The following is a 15724-nucleotide window of genomic DNA, read 5'->3' as shown; positions in this document are numbered from 1 at the left end:
GCCGGTCAATAGAGGAACAAAATATTCAGCCCGGCATGATCGCCGGCTGGTTGGCGGGAAATTTCGCCACATCCTCGATGCTGACATTCAGGTGCTGGGCGACCAGCGCCGGCGGGGTGTGCGTCAGCCAGGACGACAGGCTGACCTCCTGGTATTCCGCAGCCTTGAAGACCGCGACGAATTGCAGATCGGTCTTTCCGGTATTTTCGATGATGTGGCCCTGGCTTCTTTTCACGTAGCCAATATCGCCGGCGCGGAAATCGGCGGTCTGGCTGCGTGGGCCCGCGTCGAACACGGTCATCCGGCCTTCACCCTTGATCCAGTATTGCCATTCGTCAGCATTGGGATGCCAGTGCATTTCGCGCACGCCGCCCGGCTTGATCGTTTCAATGGCGGCGGCAATGGTTTTGGACACGGTAAAGGCGCTGCTGTCCGCAAGGCGAATGACGCCGGCGGCATTTTCCTTCAGCGGTTTTGATGCCGCAAGTTTATAGGTGAAGGGAAAAGGCGGAAGACCGGCACCGGCAACGGCTTCCTGATCCTTAGAGAGTGGACCCGGCTCCTTGCCCTGGAATATCCAGAGGTTCTGCAACGGAATGTTGCGGAACACATCCTGTGCGACGCCAAAATTCTTGGCCAGCAGGTCGGGGGAGGTATGCGCCAGCCAGTCGGTCAACAGCAGGGTGCCATATTCGGACTGGTCGCCTTCGTCGAACACGATGACGAATTCGCACCCGTCGGGACCAAGGCCCTGCAGCGAATGGGGATAACCGGCCGGAAAATACCAGAGATCACCGGCCTCTACATCCTGCACATAGGCGCGACCCTGCGGATCGAGCACGGTGATGCGGCAATGGCCATTGGTCATGATCGCCCATTCGGCGGCCCGGTGCCAGTGCATCTCACGAATGCCGCCCGGTCCCAGCCGCATGTTGACGCCGGAGACGGCATCCGAAATCGCGAAGTCCGACTTGGTCACCTGACGGGCCCAGCCGCCGTTCTGGATACGTTTGGCGGCATTGTTGAACGACGCCCAGAAAAGCTGCATGTCGCCGACATCGGTCGCCGGCGGGCTCTGGAAGGATGGAAACTGGTCGTTGATCGCGGGGTTCTTCGGGCCGGGGTCGCTGAGCCCTGCGGCATTGGCATTGATTGCTCCTTCGGCTGGCTGATCGGGATTGCCGAAAGATGCTGCTCCGGCCGTGCTGGCAGCAAGGGCGGTGCCGCCGACGGCGCCGATTGCGAGGACTGCGCGTCTGGTCAACGTTTCCATTTCAGAACTCCTTGTTCATGGCGAGTTGGGACGAGGTGTCGATAAAGCGGGGTTGTGATGCGAGCTGGAGCACGGCGATGCGGTCGATCAGCTCGGCATTAAAGAGGCGGTGCTGCAGCTGGCAGAAGGCTTTGGGATCGAGCGCGTCATGCCGGTCCGTTTTCCGGGCGGCACGGGTGGCGACGCAGGACGTCTTGCCCAAGGCCGGAACAGCCACGCCTTCGGCCGCATCGCCGCCGGCCGCCACAGGTGCGGAAAGTCCGGCCAGCCTGTCGATCGTCTGCGGTGTGAGGATGCGGAAGGCGCTGGCCGATGCGACGTCTTCGGAGGCCGCAAGCGCGGGTTCGGTATTCCTGATCAGGAGAGCATTGCCACCGAGCACTGCAATCGCACCCAATGCCAACACCGCCGTGACTTTGAGATGACGAGGTCTGCGCTCGTCTGCATTCTGACTGATGGAGGTCATGCCCTGCTCCACAAAAAAAGAGTGATGGTGTCGCAAGGACCGTCCGGAAGGGAGGCGCTTGACTGGAACAAAGGCTACGGCGAGGTGGAAGCGCCGGCATCTATACAGAGGTCTAGTTCGTATAGCGGAAGGTGTTGGCGGCAGGACATGCGCGCCGGAAATGATGCGCTCAACGGCAATGCGTGCCCGGACGACATGGCGTCGGGGCATGAAATAACGGCGGATATTCACGGGAATAGGCGGCGGTCAGCGCGATGGAAGGCTGTCTGCGCAGTCTGTGAAAGGCGGTGGTTGCTCGATTGCCAGATGGCCGAGCGTCACGCTGCGGTCAGGGCCGCTGGCCGAGAACGGATTCCAGGCATCCGATCAGATTGCCGATATTGACCGGCTTGCGAAGAAAGGCCAAAGCGCCGCCGCTCAGGGCCGCATTCCGGGTGCGCTCATCCTCGTAGGAGGTCACGAAGATCATCGGCGGATGGCTGCCGCGCCGGTTCAGCTCGCTCTGCAACTCGATGCCGGACAGACCGGGCATTTTCACATCCACGACGATGCAGTCGATGCCCGCCTGCTGCTGCGACTCCAGAAAATGCTCGGCAGATGCGAACAGGCGGCATTCGTAACCGAAGGACATGATGAGATCATCCATGGCTTCGCGGATAGCGGGATCGTCGTCGACGACGGCAATGACGGGAACGGGGGGCAATGAGAGCGACCTTTTCTGTTTCTTTGTTTCTCTATGCGCTCAGGCCCGTTTGAAAGATACCATACTAAGATACAGGTGGTCGCAGCTTCTCGCCGATCAGTTCCGCCTTCCGCACGAGGTCGGCCACCGATCTTGCCTCCATTTTGCGCATGACATTGCCCCGGTGCAATTTCACGGTGACCTCGCTGATACCGAGTTCGTAGGCGATCTGTTTGTTCATCAGGCCGCGGACAACGGCGCCCATGACCTCACGCTCCCTTGGCGTCAGTTGCTCGGCAAGGGAGGTGACGGCCTCGTTCTGGGCACTTTCGCGGCGGCGTGACGCGTCCCGTTCCATCGCTGCCGCGACGGCATCCAGAATGTCCTGTTCCTTGAAGGGCTTGGTCAGAAAATCCACGGCTCCCGCCTTCATCGCCCGCACGCTCATCGGAATATCGCCGAAGCCGGTCATGAAAATGATCGGCATCCTGTTGCCGACGCGTTCCAGCTGCATCTGGAAATCAAGGCCGCTTATACCTGGAAGCCGCACATCCAGCAGCAGGCAGCCATGCCGGTTCAGATTGGCTTTTTCGAGGAAAGCGGCGGCGCTGTCGAAAGCTTCGGCATCAAACTTCATGGAGTGGAAAAGATCGGTAAGCGCCTCCCGCATCGACACATCGTCATCGACGATGAAAACGACGGGTGAGGGCGGCTCCTTCATGGTCTTGCGTGGCTCAGGCATGTTCCATCTCCTGGCTGATCGGCATGGAAATGGTAAAGACCGCCCCGCCGAGAGGATGATTGTCACCGGTAAGCCTGCCGCCGCGGGCTTCCAATGTCGTGCGGCAAATGGAAAGCCCCATGCCCATTCCCGTCTCCTTCGTCGTGAAAAACGGCGAAAACAGCTTGTCTTTCATCTGCGCGGGAAAGCCGGGGCCACTATCCTCAACCGCGATCTGAATATTATCCCCGTCTTCGCGCTCTTTCCGCACCGTGATGGTGCGATTGCCTGTACCCGCCTCGTCCATGGCCTGGATGGCATTGGTGAGGAGGTTGATGAGAACCTGCTGCAACTCGATCCTGACGGCCGTTATCGGCGGCGTGGCCTCATTTTCCACGTGGACCGTGGTGCCGCTGCGCTCCAGTTCATGTTCGAGAAGGCTGAGCGTTTCATCGATGAACTCATCGAGGTCGAAGGTTTCCACCTTGCCGCTCGTATGGGCGAGCAGGCTGCGTGTGTTCTGGATGATATCACTGGCGCGCTCGCCATCGCGGATCATGCGTTCGGCCGAGCGGCGGGCGGCGGCGAGATCCGGCGGATCGCGATCGAGCCAGCGCAACAATGTCTGCGCATTGACGATGATGGCACCGAGCGGCTGGTTCAATTCGTGGGAGAGCGATGCGGACATGGCACCGACAGCTGCCGCCTTGGAGGCCTTCGTCAGCTCCGCCTGTGCTTCCGCCAGCGCCTTCAGCTCCATCTCCCGTTGGGTGATATCCACCATGCTGACCACCACCCGGTTGAAGGAGGTCGCCTCCGCGGGGAAACTGATGGAAAGCAGCACAAGCTTGTCTTCGCCGCTGTCGGTGCGCACAACCACTTTGTCTTCGAAGACACGCCGGTTGTCGATGATTGCCTGCAACACGTCAGCGAACTTGCTGGAGGATGAAACGACCGATTGTTGAAGGGTGCCGCGAATCGAGGAGTCGTAGCCCAGCATTTCCTTACCGGCTTGGTTCGAAGCAACGACCGTGATGAGATCGATACATTGTTGCGTGAAACCCGGATTGGCGCGTGCATGGGCGCGCATGTCGGTAATCCCCTGCTGCCTGAGGCCCATCAGCAAAGCATGAAGCTTCGAATAGTCACGCTCCCAGAGCGCCACGCGCGTGCGGTCGAAAATGGAGCGATAGCGCTCCTCGCTTTCCTTCAGTGCCGCGTTGACGGACAACATCGCCAGCCGGGCGGTTTCCGTTTTCAGAAGCAGCATGGTCGTGACGGCAAGTGCTGCAAGGGCGACGACCAATCGAAGGGCCGACTGGAAATCCGCGTCCTCTGCATGCGTTGCCGCATAGGACAACAGGGAAAGAATAGCGCAGATACAGGAGATCGCTATCAGTCCGGACCGGGTTATCGCCTGGGCGGCCAAAAGGATCGTGATCACATAGAGCACCGCGATCGCGCCTTCTATGTCGGTATAGGTATCGACATAAAATACCGCGGCCGCCAGCGCCAGCGCCCCAAGACCAAAGGCCAGATGGTGCGTTCCGCCTTCCGGCTCGCGAGCACGAAACATCCTTGACGCAATCGACATTGTTCCCCCGATGCGATTTTTGCAGACAATACGGTTTTTTCAGCACAACCTGACCTATACATAGGTCTTGGTTGCCCCCGTCGTCGAAACATCAGGATAGCGGGAAAACGGTGCGGCGATATATCGAAAAATCCGCATATACGGCCGGTCATCCACAGGCCATGCAAGATGGCCGGTGGTGGGGTTTCCGTGAACTTGACACGGGGCAGCGGAAAGAAAAGCGCGCAACGACCGCTGTCTTGCGCGCCTGTCTCGCACTCGTCAGATCGCCGCCGGGCTTATGGTGATCGGAACACCCTTGTAGGAGGGCGTTCCGGACAAGCGATCATAGTGGCCAAGTGCAACCACCGCATTCATCTCCGGATAATAACCGGCCGCCGAACCCTTTGGGATATTGTATTCGACGGCGGTAAAACCCTGCACGAGGTGTCTATCCGCGCTTTCTGCGCCGATGCCGTGAATGTCGATGCGGTCGCCGTCCTTCAGACCGCGTTCGGCAAGGTCGTGCCGGTTCATGAAGATAATGTCCCTGCGCCCGAAGACGCCGCGATAACGGTCATCCATGCCATAGATCGTAGTATTGTACTGGTCGTGGCTGCGGATGGTGGTCAGGACGAGGGCGTCCGGGTTGGAGATGAGCGGATCTTCCTCAAGCCCCGTGGCGACGAGGAAATTGGCCTTGCCGCTTTCCGTATTCCAGCGACGATAGGACGCTGCGACATCGAGGCGAAAGCCACCCTTCATGCGGACCCGGCTGTTGAAATCCCTGAAATCGGGAAAAACCTCTTCGATCTTGTCCCGGACGCGGTCGTAATCGGCGATCAGCCAGTCCCAGTCAATTCCGTAACGGTTGCCGATGGTGGCCTTGGCAATGCCGGCGATGATGGCCGGCTCCGATCTTACAAGCTCTCCCGGTGGGTTGAGGAAACCGCGCGAGGCATGCACCATCGACATCGAATCTTCGACGGTCACGGCCTGCGGGCCTGAGGCCTGTGTATCGAGATCGGTGCGTCCGAAGCAGGGCAGGATCAGCGATGTTTTAGCCGTCAGAAGATGCGAGCGGTTGAGCTTCGTCGCGATGTGAACGGCGAGATCGAGTTTGCGCATGCCCTCGAAGGTCGCGGCCGTATCCGACATGGCGACGGCGAGATTTCCGCCAAGGCAGATGAGCGCCCGGGATTTCCCGGCAATGATCGCCTCGATGGCTTCGATGGCATTATGCCCCTTTTCCGCAGGCGGCCGAAAACCGAAAGCGCGCTCCATGCCATCCAGCAGCGATTTGTTCGGGATTTCGGTAATGCCGACGGTGCGGTCTCCCTGCACGTTGGAATGGCCGCGAATGGGCGCTATGCCAGCGCCCGGGCGGCCCATATTGCCGCGCAGCAGCAGCAGGTTTGCGATCTGCTGCACATTGCCGGTGCCCTTGGCGTGCTGCGTGATGCCCATGCCGTAACAGATGATGACGTTCGAGGCTTTCACATAAATTCGGGCAGCGCTTTCAAGCGCCTCTTTCGTCAGTCCGCTGACAGATGAGATGATGTCCCAGGAGGTCGCCTCGATGTCGGCGCGCAGCGCATCGAGGCCGGCCGTGTGCTCCTCGATGAAGGCTCGGTCGAGCACGCCGGCGCCACCCTTCTTCAGGCTTTCTGCATCCAGTTCGAACACCGCCTTCATGATGCCCTTGAGGGCGGCAAGATCACCGCCGGTGCGGAGCTGATGATAGGCGGAGGCGATGGGTGTCGAGGACAGCGTTGCCATTTCGATCGGGTCCTGTGGTGCGGCGAAGCGTTCCAGCGCCCGTTCCTTCAGCGGATTGAAGACGACGATCGGGACGCCGCGCTTGGCGGCATTGTGCAGCGTCGTCATCATCCGGGGATGGTTGGTGCCGGGATTGTGGCCGAAGCTGAAGATCGCATCGGCATGATCGAAATCTTCCAGCGTCACCGTACCTTTGCCGACGCCGATGGACTTCGGAAGGCCAACGCTGGTGGCCTCGTGGCACATGTTGGAACAATCAGGGAAATTGTTCGTCCCATAGGCGCGCACGAAAAGCTGATAGAGAAACGCAGCCTCGTTGGATGCCCGGCCGGAGGTGTAGAATTCGGCCTTGTCGGGATCATCGAGCTTGTTCAGTTCCTGTGCGATCAGATGAAAGGCATCGTCCCAGGCGATTGGCTCGTAACGATCGCTGTCGGCATTGTAATGCAGGGGAAGGGTCAGCCGGCCGGCATCCTCGAGCTTGTGATCCGTCCATTGCCACAGGTCGGAAACCGTATGCTGGGCGAAAAACTCCGGTCCGGATCGTTTCGCGGTCGATTCCCAGGTGATGGCCTTGGCGCCGTTTTCGCAGAACTCGAAGGATGAGGTGTGTTTGGGATCGGGCCAGGCACAGCCGGGACAGTCGAAACCCTCGGGCTGATTGGCCTTGAGCAGCGTCATGGTGCCCTGCGCGATGATCTGCTGATGCGAGAGCGTCTTCGCGACGGCCTTCAATGCATCCCAGCCACCGGCTGGGTGGTTGTATTTTTCAATACCTTCCGGCCGTTCTTCTGCCATCTCAGAGGTTCCTTCGATTGTGCGGATTGACGATAGTCATGACGCTAAAGCAACTGCGAAGGGGTAAACATAATACTCAGGCATAGGTTGCCTGCGTTCCCACGGCCAAAATGAAAAAAAAGGCCGCCTCCTGCGGCGGGGGGGCGACCTTGGCGGATCGGGAGGGAGATCCGCGGCTCCGGGGAGGGGACGCCGGAGTTTCTGGCTTCTGCGAGCCAATCGCCCTGGGGCGGGGCGACAGGCAGAAACTATCGCAGGCTTGGCCTTGCCGAAACTACACTTAGGTATCGGCTGGACTGTACCAGCAGCCGATTTCTCCCGAACCATCCTTCTCCCTATTCTCGGTGCCGATCAGACAGCCGCAACAGGGGCGCTCAACAACGAGCGGCCGATTGCCAAAGGAGAACGATCATGGACACGACCACAGCTGCCAAAAACCGCAAGCTTCCACTCGCAACGCCGACCGATCTCGGCACTGAAGCGAGCCGCGAAATCTCCGCTGCGCTGACCGCGCTGCTGGCGGACGTCTTCACGCTCTACATCAAGACCAAGAACTTCCACTGGCATGTTTCCGGCCCGCATTTCCGCGATTATCACACGCTGCTCGACGAACAGGGCGCCCAGATCTTTGCAATGACCGACGACATTGCCGAAAGGGCGCGCAAGATCGGCGGTACGACCATCCGCTCCATCGGTCATATTGCCCGCGTCAAGCGTCTCCTCGACAACGACGCCGATTTCGTCACGCCGGAGGACATGCTGGCCGAGTTGCGCGAAGACAACAAGCAGCTGACCGCCATCCTGCGGCAGACGCACAACCTCACCTCCGACCTCAATGACCACGCCACCACCAGCCTGATCGAAAACTGGATCGACGAGACGGAGCGCCGCACCTGGTTCCTGTTCGAAACCACCCGCCGCGCACGCTGAAGCCAGGCAGGAAACCGAAATGACCGACAATCCGATCGAGCTCGCAATTTCCAGAAGGCATGTCCTGCTGGCCGGTGCCGCGCTTTCCACTGCGATGGCCATGCCGTCAACAGTATTTTCAAAATCTATCCCATCCCGCAACGAAGGAACATTTTCAATGACCGAATCATTCGTAAAGACCAAGGACGGCGTCGAAATCTATTTCAAGGACTGGGGCCCGAAGGACGCCCAGCCGATCGTCTTCCATCACGGCTGGCCGCTCTCCTCCGACGACTGGGATGCGCAGATGCTGTTCTTCGTTCAGAACGGTTACCGCGTCGTGGCGCATGACCGCCGCGGCCACGGCCGTTCGCAGCAGGTGAGCGACGGCCACGACATGGATCATTATGCCGCCGACGCGTCCGCCGTCGCCGAACATCTCGATCTCAGAAATGCGGTTCATATCGGCCACTCGACCGGCGGCGGTGAAGTGGCACGCTATGTCGCGAAATTCGGCCAGCCGCAGGGCCGCGTTGCCAAGGCCGTGCTCGTCTCCGCCGTGCCGCCGCTGATGCTGAAGACGCCTTCCAATCCCGGCGGCCTGCCGATCGAAGTCTTCGACAGCTTCCGCAAGGGCGTGGCCGAGAACCGCGCGCAGTTCTTCCTCGACGTGCCGACTGGTCCGTTCTACGGGTTCAACCGGCCGGATGCCAAAATCTATCCCGGTGCCATCCAGAACTGGTGGCGTCAGGGCATGATGGGCAGCGCCAAGGCCCATTACGATGGGGTCAAGGCCTTCTCGGAAACCGATCAGACGGAAGACCTGAAGGCGATCACGGTGCCGACGCTCGTTCTCCACGGCGATGACGATCAGGTCGTGCCGATCGCAGATTCGGCCGAATTGTCGGTCAAACTTCTGAAGAATGGCACGCTGAAGGTTTACAAGGGTTATCCGCATGGCATGCTGACGACCCATGCGGACGTCATCAACCCCGATCTGCTGGCCTTCGTGAAGGGCTGATCGCATAAAACGGCCGCTACCTGCAGAAGCGGTTGGCGGCCAATTTCTCGTAAGCAGGAGATTTCGATGCCGTTCAAGCCATCTTATGAAGACCTTGTCCTTCGTGACGGCATCGCAAGCCTGCCCGAGATGGAGAATATCCAGCTTGAGCTGCCGTTGCCCCGCCAGGCCGATGCGGAAAATCGGGTCGAAGCCGGGCTGGAGCCGGATCCGGTAAGTGCCGGAACAACATTTCTGGAATGATGGACGTGTGATGAGCCCGGGAAAGCCATTCAATCCGTCGATATTGACTGGCGCGCCTCTTTCGCAATCCAGTCCCTGCAGGCTTTCACCTTTGGATGATCCTGCGTGCCGCTTCTGTAAACAAAGTCATAGCCCAGCTCCACGTCCATCTTCGCATCCGGAAACAGCGCGACAAGGCGGCCCTGGGCGAGGTCTTCGGCGACCAGAACACTTCGCCCGAGCGCAACGCCTTCCCCTCGGATCGCGGCTTCGATGGACATGCTGCCGTGACTGAAACCGGGACCGCGCATCCGGGGATAAGGCAGCTTCATCATCGCGAACCACCGCTCCCAGGTTGCCGTCATGCCGATCTCGTGGATCATCTGACATTTCTCCAGATCCGAAGGGTCGGAAAGCCCGTCCAGTTTTTCAGGATAATCAGGTGCGCAGACGGGTGAGACCGTCTCGTTCATGATCCGCTCCGCCGTGGCACCGGGATACTCACCCGCTCCATATCGGAGAGCGATGTCGACCTGTCCCTTGGTGAAGTCCACCCATGTATCCGTCACTTCCAGATGCACGTCGAATTCGGGATGCAGTGCCATCAGCCTGTGAAGGCGCGGTGTCAGCCATTTGCTGGCGAAGGAAACACCGCAACTGATGACGAGACGCTGCGTGTCGCTTCGGCTCCTGATCGCTTCGGCTTCCCGCGACAGCTCCGACAGGAGCCGCGTCACCACGCCGAAAAACGAAACACCCGCCTCCGTCAGCTCGATCTTGCGGGTCAGGCGCCGAAAGAGCGGTGCTCCAAGATTTTCTTCCAGCAGTTTGATCTGTCGACTGACCGCGCCATGCGTGAGAAAAAGTTCTTCCGCTGCCAGCGTCATGCTCAGGCGCCGTGCCGTCGCCTCGAAGGCGCGGAGGGTCTGCAAGGGAGGTAAAAGATCGGCCATGGCGAAATGCGTGATGTATGCTCACGCGTCCTGTGAGAAGTTATCGTTTGTCGGCAGGGCATTGCCGGATCATATGAATGACATGAGTACACACTCCTGCCAACGGGTGAAACTGATCATGCCCAATGATACGGCCCTTCCGGCCAGCGCCAGCGCCTTCAAGACAGCTGCCTCCACGAGGAATATTCTGGCAATGCTTGTTCTTGCCGTGATGTGGGGCCTGTCGATCCCGATCACGAAGCTGGGGCTCGAAACAGTCCCGCCGCTCATGTTCACGGCGTTGCGCTTCATGATCGCCGTTCCGCTATTGCTGGTCATGGCCGCAGGAAGGTTAAGGGTGCCGTTGCGCGCTGTCCCGAGCATCATCGCGCTGGGGGTCATGGGCATAACGCTTGGCAATGTGGCCCAATCCTTCGGCGTGCAGGGAACCTCGGCCTCTGTCGGCACGATTGTTTCTGCGACGATCCCGATCTTCGTGGTCATCTTCGCGGCCCTGCGCCTGGGACAGCCGGTAGCAGGCCGGCACTGGACCGGCCTCCTTGCGGCGTTCTGCGGGATAGGACTTGTGGCAATAGGGAGCGGCTCCGGAGTTGACGATCTGTCAAAGACAACAACCTCTGGTGTTGCCTGGATGCTCGTTTCAGCCGTCTCCATAGCGTTCTATTACATCTGGAGCGCCGAACTGGCAGAACGATATGGAACATTGCCGGTCGCGGCATGGAATGCCGTAGCTGGACTTCTCGCCATTCTTCCCCTTGCCGCTTCCGAAATGTCGACCACGCCGTACCAGATCAGCACGCAGGCGATCTGGGCTGCGATCTATCTCGGGGTCATGGTAACCGTGGCAGGATTGTTGCTCTGGCTATACATTCTGCGGGCTGTCCCGGCCCGTGTCGCGGCAAGTGTGCAATATCTTCAACCGGTGTTCGGGATTACTGCCGCCTCATTCATGTTCGGAGACAAGCTCGGCCTGTTGTTCGCCGCCGGGGTCGGGGTCATACTCATCGGCCTTGCGCTGGCTGTCTCCAACAACAAAACGGTTTCCGATCGGGTGTGACGAACGAATGGCCCATTGGCCGACACAAAGCGATCCGCCAGCGAAAGCGTTTTTCCATTCATCTGGACAGGTTGACGATCATGGCTGGTAATCGGCGGCGTTCTGCTCGCTGAAAATCGGAAATGTCAGGGATACACGCGTGCCACAACCGGGCTGCGACATGATTTTGGCATCACCGCCGCTTTGGCGCATGAAACCGTAGACCATGGCGAGGCCAAGGCCCGTGCCGCCCTGTTGGGCACGCGTGGTGAAATAGGGTTCGAAAGCGCGGTCAACCGCGTCCTGATCCATGCCGTGTCCGTTATCCTCCACCGAAATCTCGACTGCATTGTCCGATGTCTGCGCCGCAATGATGATGACGCCTCCGCCCGGCATGGCTGCCGCTGAGTTGAGGCAAAGGTTGAGAATGGATTGCTCGAACAGGGCGGCGTCCAGCGCCAGCCTTGGCAGATCATCCTGGAGGCGCAGGCTGATCTGGTTGCGCGTACCGACCGCAATTTCGAGAACATCCACCATTCCCTTCAAAAGCGAGGCGACATCCACATAGGCAGGGTGGATCGGCTGCTGGCTGCCGATGGAGAGCATGCTGCTGGCAAGCTGGCGGCCACGATCGGCGGCTTTGCGGATGCGGTTGATGTTGCGCTGCTGGCGCTCGCTGAAACCTGTTTCCCGCTCCAGAAGCCCGAGGCTTCCGGTAATGATTCCGATCATGTTGCCGACTTCGTGGCTGAGCTGATGGGTCATGCGCATGATGCCGTCGAGCCGCTGCGCCTTTGCAGCCTCTGCCTCCTGGCGGTCGAGCGCTGTAACGTCGCGGGCCAGCAGCACGATGCCGCCGTCCGGTTGCCGGGAGACGGCAATTTCCGTGACCTGCTGGTCCTGCGTGCGGTGGCGCACGGTGATCCGGCTGGCAAGCCCGCCGGGATCGTCGGAAGAGGGCAAGAGCGCCGGATCGATCTCCGGTATCGTTTCGATGAAGGCGCGCAACGGCAGCTTCCTGGAATAACCGCCGCGCTTTCCGACAAGCTCGATGATGCGCCTGTTCATGGTGATGGGCTGGCCGGTGGCGTCAAACAGCGCGATACCCTCATTCATGGTCCGGAAGGTGGAGCGGATTGTCCGGGCCGCGGCTTCCGCCGTGCGACGAAGACGGGACACGCGGTCAACGCTGTCCTTGAAGGCGTGAAACGCGTCCGACAGGCGTATCAGTTCGGTTTCCGAGCCTCGATAGGTGGGCAGGCTGACATTCTGCTCGCCATTTGCGAGGGAATTCATGCCGCCTGAAAGTGCCGTTATGCCATGGGAGACCCGCATGACGGAGCGGATGGAGAGGGTCGAAAGAATGATGACGACGACAAAGGCGATCGCGACCATCACGATCAGCCGGGTGAGCGCCGCCGAAGCCGAGGCGAGGCCTTGCGTCAATCTGTGCGCGACGGCTTCGCTCTGCGTTTCGGTGGCGTGGGAAAGGTTGCGGGAGACGACGTGGAGTTTCGATACGGAGGATTGTATCGCGAACATTTCCAGAAGATATTGCGTCTGGGCGTCGAACACGCGTTTGTAGGGCACAAGACCTTCGGCTCCGGCGTTATCCATCGCAGCCGGCTCATTCATGAAATATCCGGTTTCCGACGTGAAGCGGCGCTGCAATTCACCCAGCTGGAACAGGCTGGCGGAATTGGCCGCAGCCTGCACAATGGCGTTCAGGCGTTGGCGAAGGGCGCCTTCGGTAACGGCCTGACCCGTTGCGATTTCGCCGAGTGCGGCTGCCGCCTCTGCCTTGTGCTGCTGGGCGGCGTCCGCATCCGCCGCAAGCGACAGGGTCTGCTGGCGAATGGCCTGGAGTAGCTCGACGATATCGTCGTTTGGAATGGCGTTCTGCGTTTCTGCCTTCTTGTATTGGGCGATGGTCTCGAGAAGGCTGTCCACCTGCGCAACAACGGCGCGGCTTTCGCTCGATACGCGGTAAGGAGACGTTGCATTCATCAGCAGCGGCGCGCTGGAAACGAGATCAGCCACCTGTCGCGAAACGAGTGAGGCGCGCGCAAGGCTGGAGAAGGCCTGCAGGCTGTAAGTCGCCATTTCGGTTTTCGCCTTCTGCAGGCCGTAGATTGCCACGGCAGATAGGATGAAGACCGAGGAGCATATGAAGACGATGGCAAAGGGCAGACGAAACGCGATTGACTGGAGGAAGAGCCTGTTGATCACAATTGCGGCTCGGCACTGTCTGTATGCAGGACGTAACCCTTGCCTCTGCGTGTCTGAATATGTTGCGGCAGATCCGGGTTGCGCTCGATCTTCCGGCGCAGGCGCAGCACCAGAACATCGACATTGCGATCGATGAAGCGGTCGCTTTCCGCGCCGAGGCGATCGAGGATATGGGATCGGCTGACCGGTCTGTTCGGCGTTTCCGCCAGGATCTCCAAAAGCGCGAATTCGGCCGTCGTCAGCGTCCTGCTGCGATCTGCGAGGCAGACGGCGCGCCGCCCTGAAAGGTCGACCGCCCAGTCTCCCAGTCTCAGCGAATTCATTTCGTTTTCGCGCTCCGGCTCCTTTTCGACCTTGAGGGACGGAGCGATGCGCCGCAGAACGGCCTTGATCCGTGCCGTCAGTTCAATCGGCTCGAAAGGTTTGACGACATAGTCGTCTGCGGCGGTTTCCAGACCCAGCACGCGCTCGGTTGCGCTGCCAGCGGCTGTTACCATGACGATGCCGACATTCAGCCCCAGCTCGCTGCGGATGCGCTGGGCGAAGGTTCTGCCGGAAATTCCGGGCAGGTTGTGATCCAGCAGCACGAGATGGATGTGTTCGCGTCCCAGTGTCGCCGCGGCATCTTCCGCCGAGTGCACCACAAGCGGAGACCAGCCTTCGGCTTCCACAAGATCGGCAATCAGCTCGGCCATATCAGGATCGTCTTCGACGATCAGTATCCCGATCCTCTGTTTCTGCACGATGAAGTCCTCCCATCACCGATCATATGCAAGAGCAATGAAATATTCAAAAGCTCGATGATGACCGGTCGTGTTACATTTGTAATATTCGTAACCAATCTCGCCCGCAGGTGTCTTTCGTTGAAAAATCGGTAACCATTCAATGGATTGCTGAAATTCGTCGTTCTGGCATGATTGTCGTCAAGAATGGAACGGGGAGGTTCCATGGGAGGACAAGGTGAAAGCATCGCTTGCGGCATTCAGCGCCGGTTTAGCCCTGTGGGCGCTCGGCACTGCCGGGGCGCAAGCCGATGGACGGCTGAACATTCTCTGCGCAGCGGATGATGCCTGGTGCGCGGCGATGCAGCGCGCTTACGAGACGAAAACCGGCGTGCAGACCATCATGGTCCGCAAGAGCACCGGCGAAATTCTTGAACAGGTCAGAAAAGAAAAGGACGCCCCCACGGTCGACGTCTGGTGGGCCGGTACGGGTGACACTCATTTGCAGGCCGCATCCGAAGGGCTGCTGGAGGCCTATGCCTCGAAGAATGAAACCGAGGTTCTTCCCTGGGCGCAGAATTTCTACACCATGTCGGGTGGGCAATCTGCCGGCATTTATGCGGGAGCGCTCGGTTTTGCCTATAATAGCGACCTTCTGCAGCGGCAGGGGCTTCCGGTTCCAAGTTGCTGGAAAGACCTGATCAGTGAGACCTATCGCGGTAAAATTCTGGCCGGCAATCCGAACTCGTCGGGCACCGCCTTCACCATGCTCGCGACCCTCGTCCAGCTCTTCGGCGAGGAGGAGGCGTTCAGCTACATGAAGGCGCTCGATCAGAACGTGGCCGAATATACCAAGGCGGGCTCGGCACCGGTCAAGGCGGCGGCGCGCGGAGAAGCAGTGATCGGCATATCGTTCATGCATGATGCCGTCACGCAGAAGGAGGCGGGTGCACCCCTCGTCATCGTCGCTCCCTGCGAGGGAACCGGTTATGAGATCGGTGCGGTCAGCATTGTCAGGGGTACGAAAAACCGGGAGGAAGCCCGTCGGTTCGTGGACTTCGCGCTGAGCCCGGAAGGTCAGGCCACCGGGGCTGCTGCGGGGCAGAACCAGGTACCATCAAACGCGAAGGCCGCATTGCCGGCAGGCGCGCCCGATCTTTCCCTGATCAAGATGGTCGATTATGACTTTGCGACCTTCGGCACACCGGAAGAACGGGGGCGGCTTTTGCGGCGGTTTGATACGGAAGTACATCCCCCCAGCCAATAACCAGACGACTTGAAGCGGACCAGGACGACAGCCACCGGCATGTCGAACGGCGAAGCCATGTCCGCAGACCTAT

14 protein-coding genes are annotated in these 15724 nt (G+C 59.8%); 5 read left to right on the top strand and 9 right to left on the bottom strand.

The genetic code is table 11. The annotated features are described in order from the left end of the window. Positions 1-25: 25 nt before the first annotated feature. From O8B93_RS06875 to O8B93_RS06850, 6 genes are all read right to left on the bottom strand, one after another. Positions 26-1273 (bottom strand): oxalate decarboxylase family bicupin, encoded by a 1248-nt coding sequence (locus O8B93_RS06875; RefSeq protein WP_269709093.1) that lies wholly within the window; start codon positions 1271-1273, stop codon positions 26-28. 1 nt (position 1274) lies between these two features. Continuing rightward, a complete protein-coding gene (locus O8B93_RS06870; protein WP_269709092.1) occupies positions 1275-1739 on the bottom strand; it encodes a hypothetical protein in 465 nt (154 codons plus the stop codon). A 328-nt stretch (positions 1740-2067) separates the two neighbouring features. Continuing rightward, positions 2068-2442 (bottom strand): response regulator transcription factor, encoded by a 375-nt coding sequence (locus O8B93_RS06865; RefSeq protein WP_006311406.1) that lies wholly within the window; start codon positions 2440-2442, stop codon positions 2068-2070. Positions 2443-2506: 64 nt separating this feature from the next. Continuing rightward, on the bottom strand, positions 2507-3163 hold the full coding sequence (locus O8B93_RS06860; RefSeq protein ID WP_269709091.1) for a response regulator transcription factor: 657 nt from the start codon (positions 3161-3163) through the stop codon (positions 2507-2509). Further along, positions 3156-4718 (bottom strand): sensor histidine kinase, encoded by a 1563-nt coding sequence (locus tag O8B93_RS06855; protein ID WP_269709090.1) that lies wholly within the window; start codon positions 4716-4718, stop codon positions 3156-3158. The genes O8B93_RS06860 and O8B93_RS06855 overlap by 8 nt, the downstream gene beginning before the upstream one ends. Positions 4719-4997: 279 nt before the next feature. After that, positions 4998-7292, bottom strand: a complete 2295-nt coding sequence (locus tag O8B93_RS06850; RefSeq protein WP_269709089.1) for an FdhF/YdeP family oxidoreductase — start codon at positions 7290-7292, stop codon at positions 4998-5000. Positions 7293-7703: 411 nt separating this feature from the next. Here O8B93_RS06850 and O8B93_RS06845 point away from each other — a divergent pair, with 411 nt between their 5' ends. The 3 genes from O8B93_RS06845 (at position 7704) to O8B93_RS06835 (ending at position 9465) form a co-directional block, all read left to right on the top strand. Beyond that, positions 7704-8222, top strand: a complete 519-nt coding sequence (locus O8B93_RS06845) for a Dps family protein (RefSeq protein ID WP_269709088.1) — start codon at positions 7704-7706, stop codon at positions 8220-8222. A 19-nt stretch (positions 8223-8241) separates the two neighbouring features. Then, positions 8242-9222, top strand: coding sequence for an alpha/beta fold hydrolase (locus O8B93_RS06840; protein WP_269709087.1), 981 nt, complete (start codon positions 8242-8244; stop codon positions 9220-9222). Between the two features lie 66 nt (positions 9223-9288). After that, positions 9289-9465: a hypothetical protein gene (locus O8B93_RS06835; RefSeq protein ID WP_269709086.1), complete on the top strand. Its 177-nt coding sequence runs from the start codon at positions 9289-9291 to the stop codon at positions 9463-9465. 29 nt (positions 9466-9494) lie between these two features. Here the strand turns inward: O8B93_RS06835 and gcvA are convergent, their stop codons facing one another. After that, positions 9495-10397 (bottom strand): transcriptional regulator GcvA, encoded by a 903-nt coding sequence (gene gcvA / locus O8B93_RS06830; protein WP_269709085.1) that lies wholly within the window; start codon positions 10395-10397, stop codon positions 9495-9497. On the opposite strand from gcvA, the gene O8B93_RS06825 reads away from it, so the two are divergent. Then, the gene (locus O8B93_RS06825; RefSeq protein WP_405049040.1) at positions 10396-11454 is read left to right on the top strand and encodes a DMT family transporter; all 1059 of its coding nucleotides are present in this window, start codon (positions 10396-10398) and stop codon (positions 11452-11454) included. The genes gcvA and O8B93_RS06825 overlap by 2 nt on opposite strands. A gap of 78 nt (positions 11455-11532) precedes the next feature. On the opposite strand, the gene O8B93_RS06820 is transcribed toward O8B93_RS06825, so the two are convergent. After that, positions 11533-13662 carry a sensor histidine kinase gene (locus tag O8B93_RS06820; protein WP_269709084.1) on the bottom strand — a complete coding sequence of 710 codons (2130 nt, stop codon included), beginning with the start codon at positions 13660-13662 and terminating at the stop codon, positions 11533-11535. After that, positions 13659-14405 (bottom strand): response regulator transcription factor, encoded by a 747-nt coding sequence (locus O8B93_RS06815; RefSeq protein WP_269709083.1) that lies wholly within the window; start codon positions 14403-14405, stop codon positions 13659-13661. Before O8B93_RS06815 ends, O8B93_RS06820 begins: the two co-directional genes overlap by 4 nt. Before the next feature lie 217 nt (positions 14406-14622). Here O8B93_RS06815 and O8B93_RS06810 point away from each other — a divergent pair, with 217 nt between their 5' ends. Then, positions 14623-15651: an ABC transporter substrate-binding protein gene (locus O8B93_RS06810; protein WP_269709082.1), complete on the top strand. Its 1029-nt coding sequence runs from the start codon at positions 14623-14625 to the stop codon at positions 15649-15651. Positions 15652-15724: the final 73 nt, after the last annotated feature.

It is taken from the genome of Martinezella rhizogenes, from assembly GCF_027460065.1.
In the GTDB taxonomy this organism is placed as follows: Bacteria; Pseudomonadota; Alphaproteobacteria; order Rhizobiales; family Rhizobiaceae; genus Agrobacterium; species Agrobacterium rhizogenes_C.
This window is presented reverse-complemented; position numbering and strand designations above follow the sequence as displayed.

What these genes read in the sequence shown, in the direction of transcription:
- O8B93_RS06875 (WP_269709093.1), bottom strand. Translation starts at nt 1,273, where the DNA reads ATGGAAACGTTGACCAGACGCGCAGTCCTCGCAATCGGCGCCGTCGGC.
- O8B93_RS06870 (WP_269709092.1), bottom strand. Translation starts at nt 1,739, where the DNA reads ATGACCTCCATCAGTCAGAATGCAGACGAGCGCAGACCTCGTCATCTC.
- O8B93_RS06860 (WP_269709091.1), bottom strand. Translation starts at nt 3,163, where the DNA reads ATGCCTGAGCCACGCAAGACCATGAAGGAGCCGCCCTCACCCGTCGTT.
- O8B93_RS06855 (WP_269709090.1), bottom strand. Translation starts at nt 4,718, where the DNA reads ATGTTTCGTGCTCGCGAGCCGGAAGGCGGAACGCACCATCTGGCCTTT.
- O8B93_RS06850 (WP_269709089.1), bottom strand. Translation starts at nt 7,292, where the DNA reads ATGGCAGAAGAACGGCCGGAAGGTATTGAAAAATACAACCACCCAGCC.
- O8B93_RS06845 (WP_269709088.1), top strand. Translation starts at nt 7,704, where the DNA reads ATGGACACGACCACAGCTGCCAAAAACCGCAAGCTTCCACTCGCAACG.
- O8B93_RS06840 (WP_269709087.1), top strand. Translation starts at nt 8,242, where the DNA reads ATGACCGACAATCCGATCGAGCTCGCAATTTCCAGAAGGCATGTCCTG.
- O8B93_RS06835 (WP_269709086.1), top strand. Translation starts at nt 9,289, where the DNA reads ATGCCGTTCAAGCCATCTTATGAAGACCTTGTCCTTCGTGACGGCATC.
- O8B93_RS06825 (WP_405049040.1), top strand. Translation starts at nt 10,396, where the DNA reads ATGGCGAAATGCGTGATGTATGCTCACGCGTCCTGTGAGAAGTTATCG.
- gcvA (WP_269709085.1), bottom strand. Translation starts at nt 10,397, where the DNA reads ATGGCCGATCTTTTACCTCCCTTGCAGACCCTCCGCGCCTTCGAGGCG.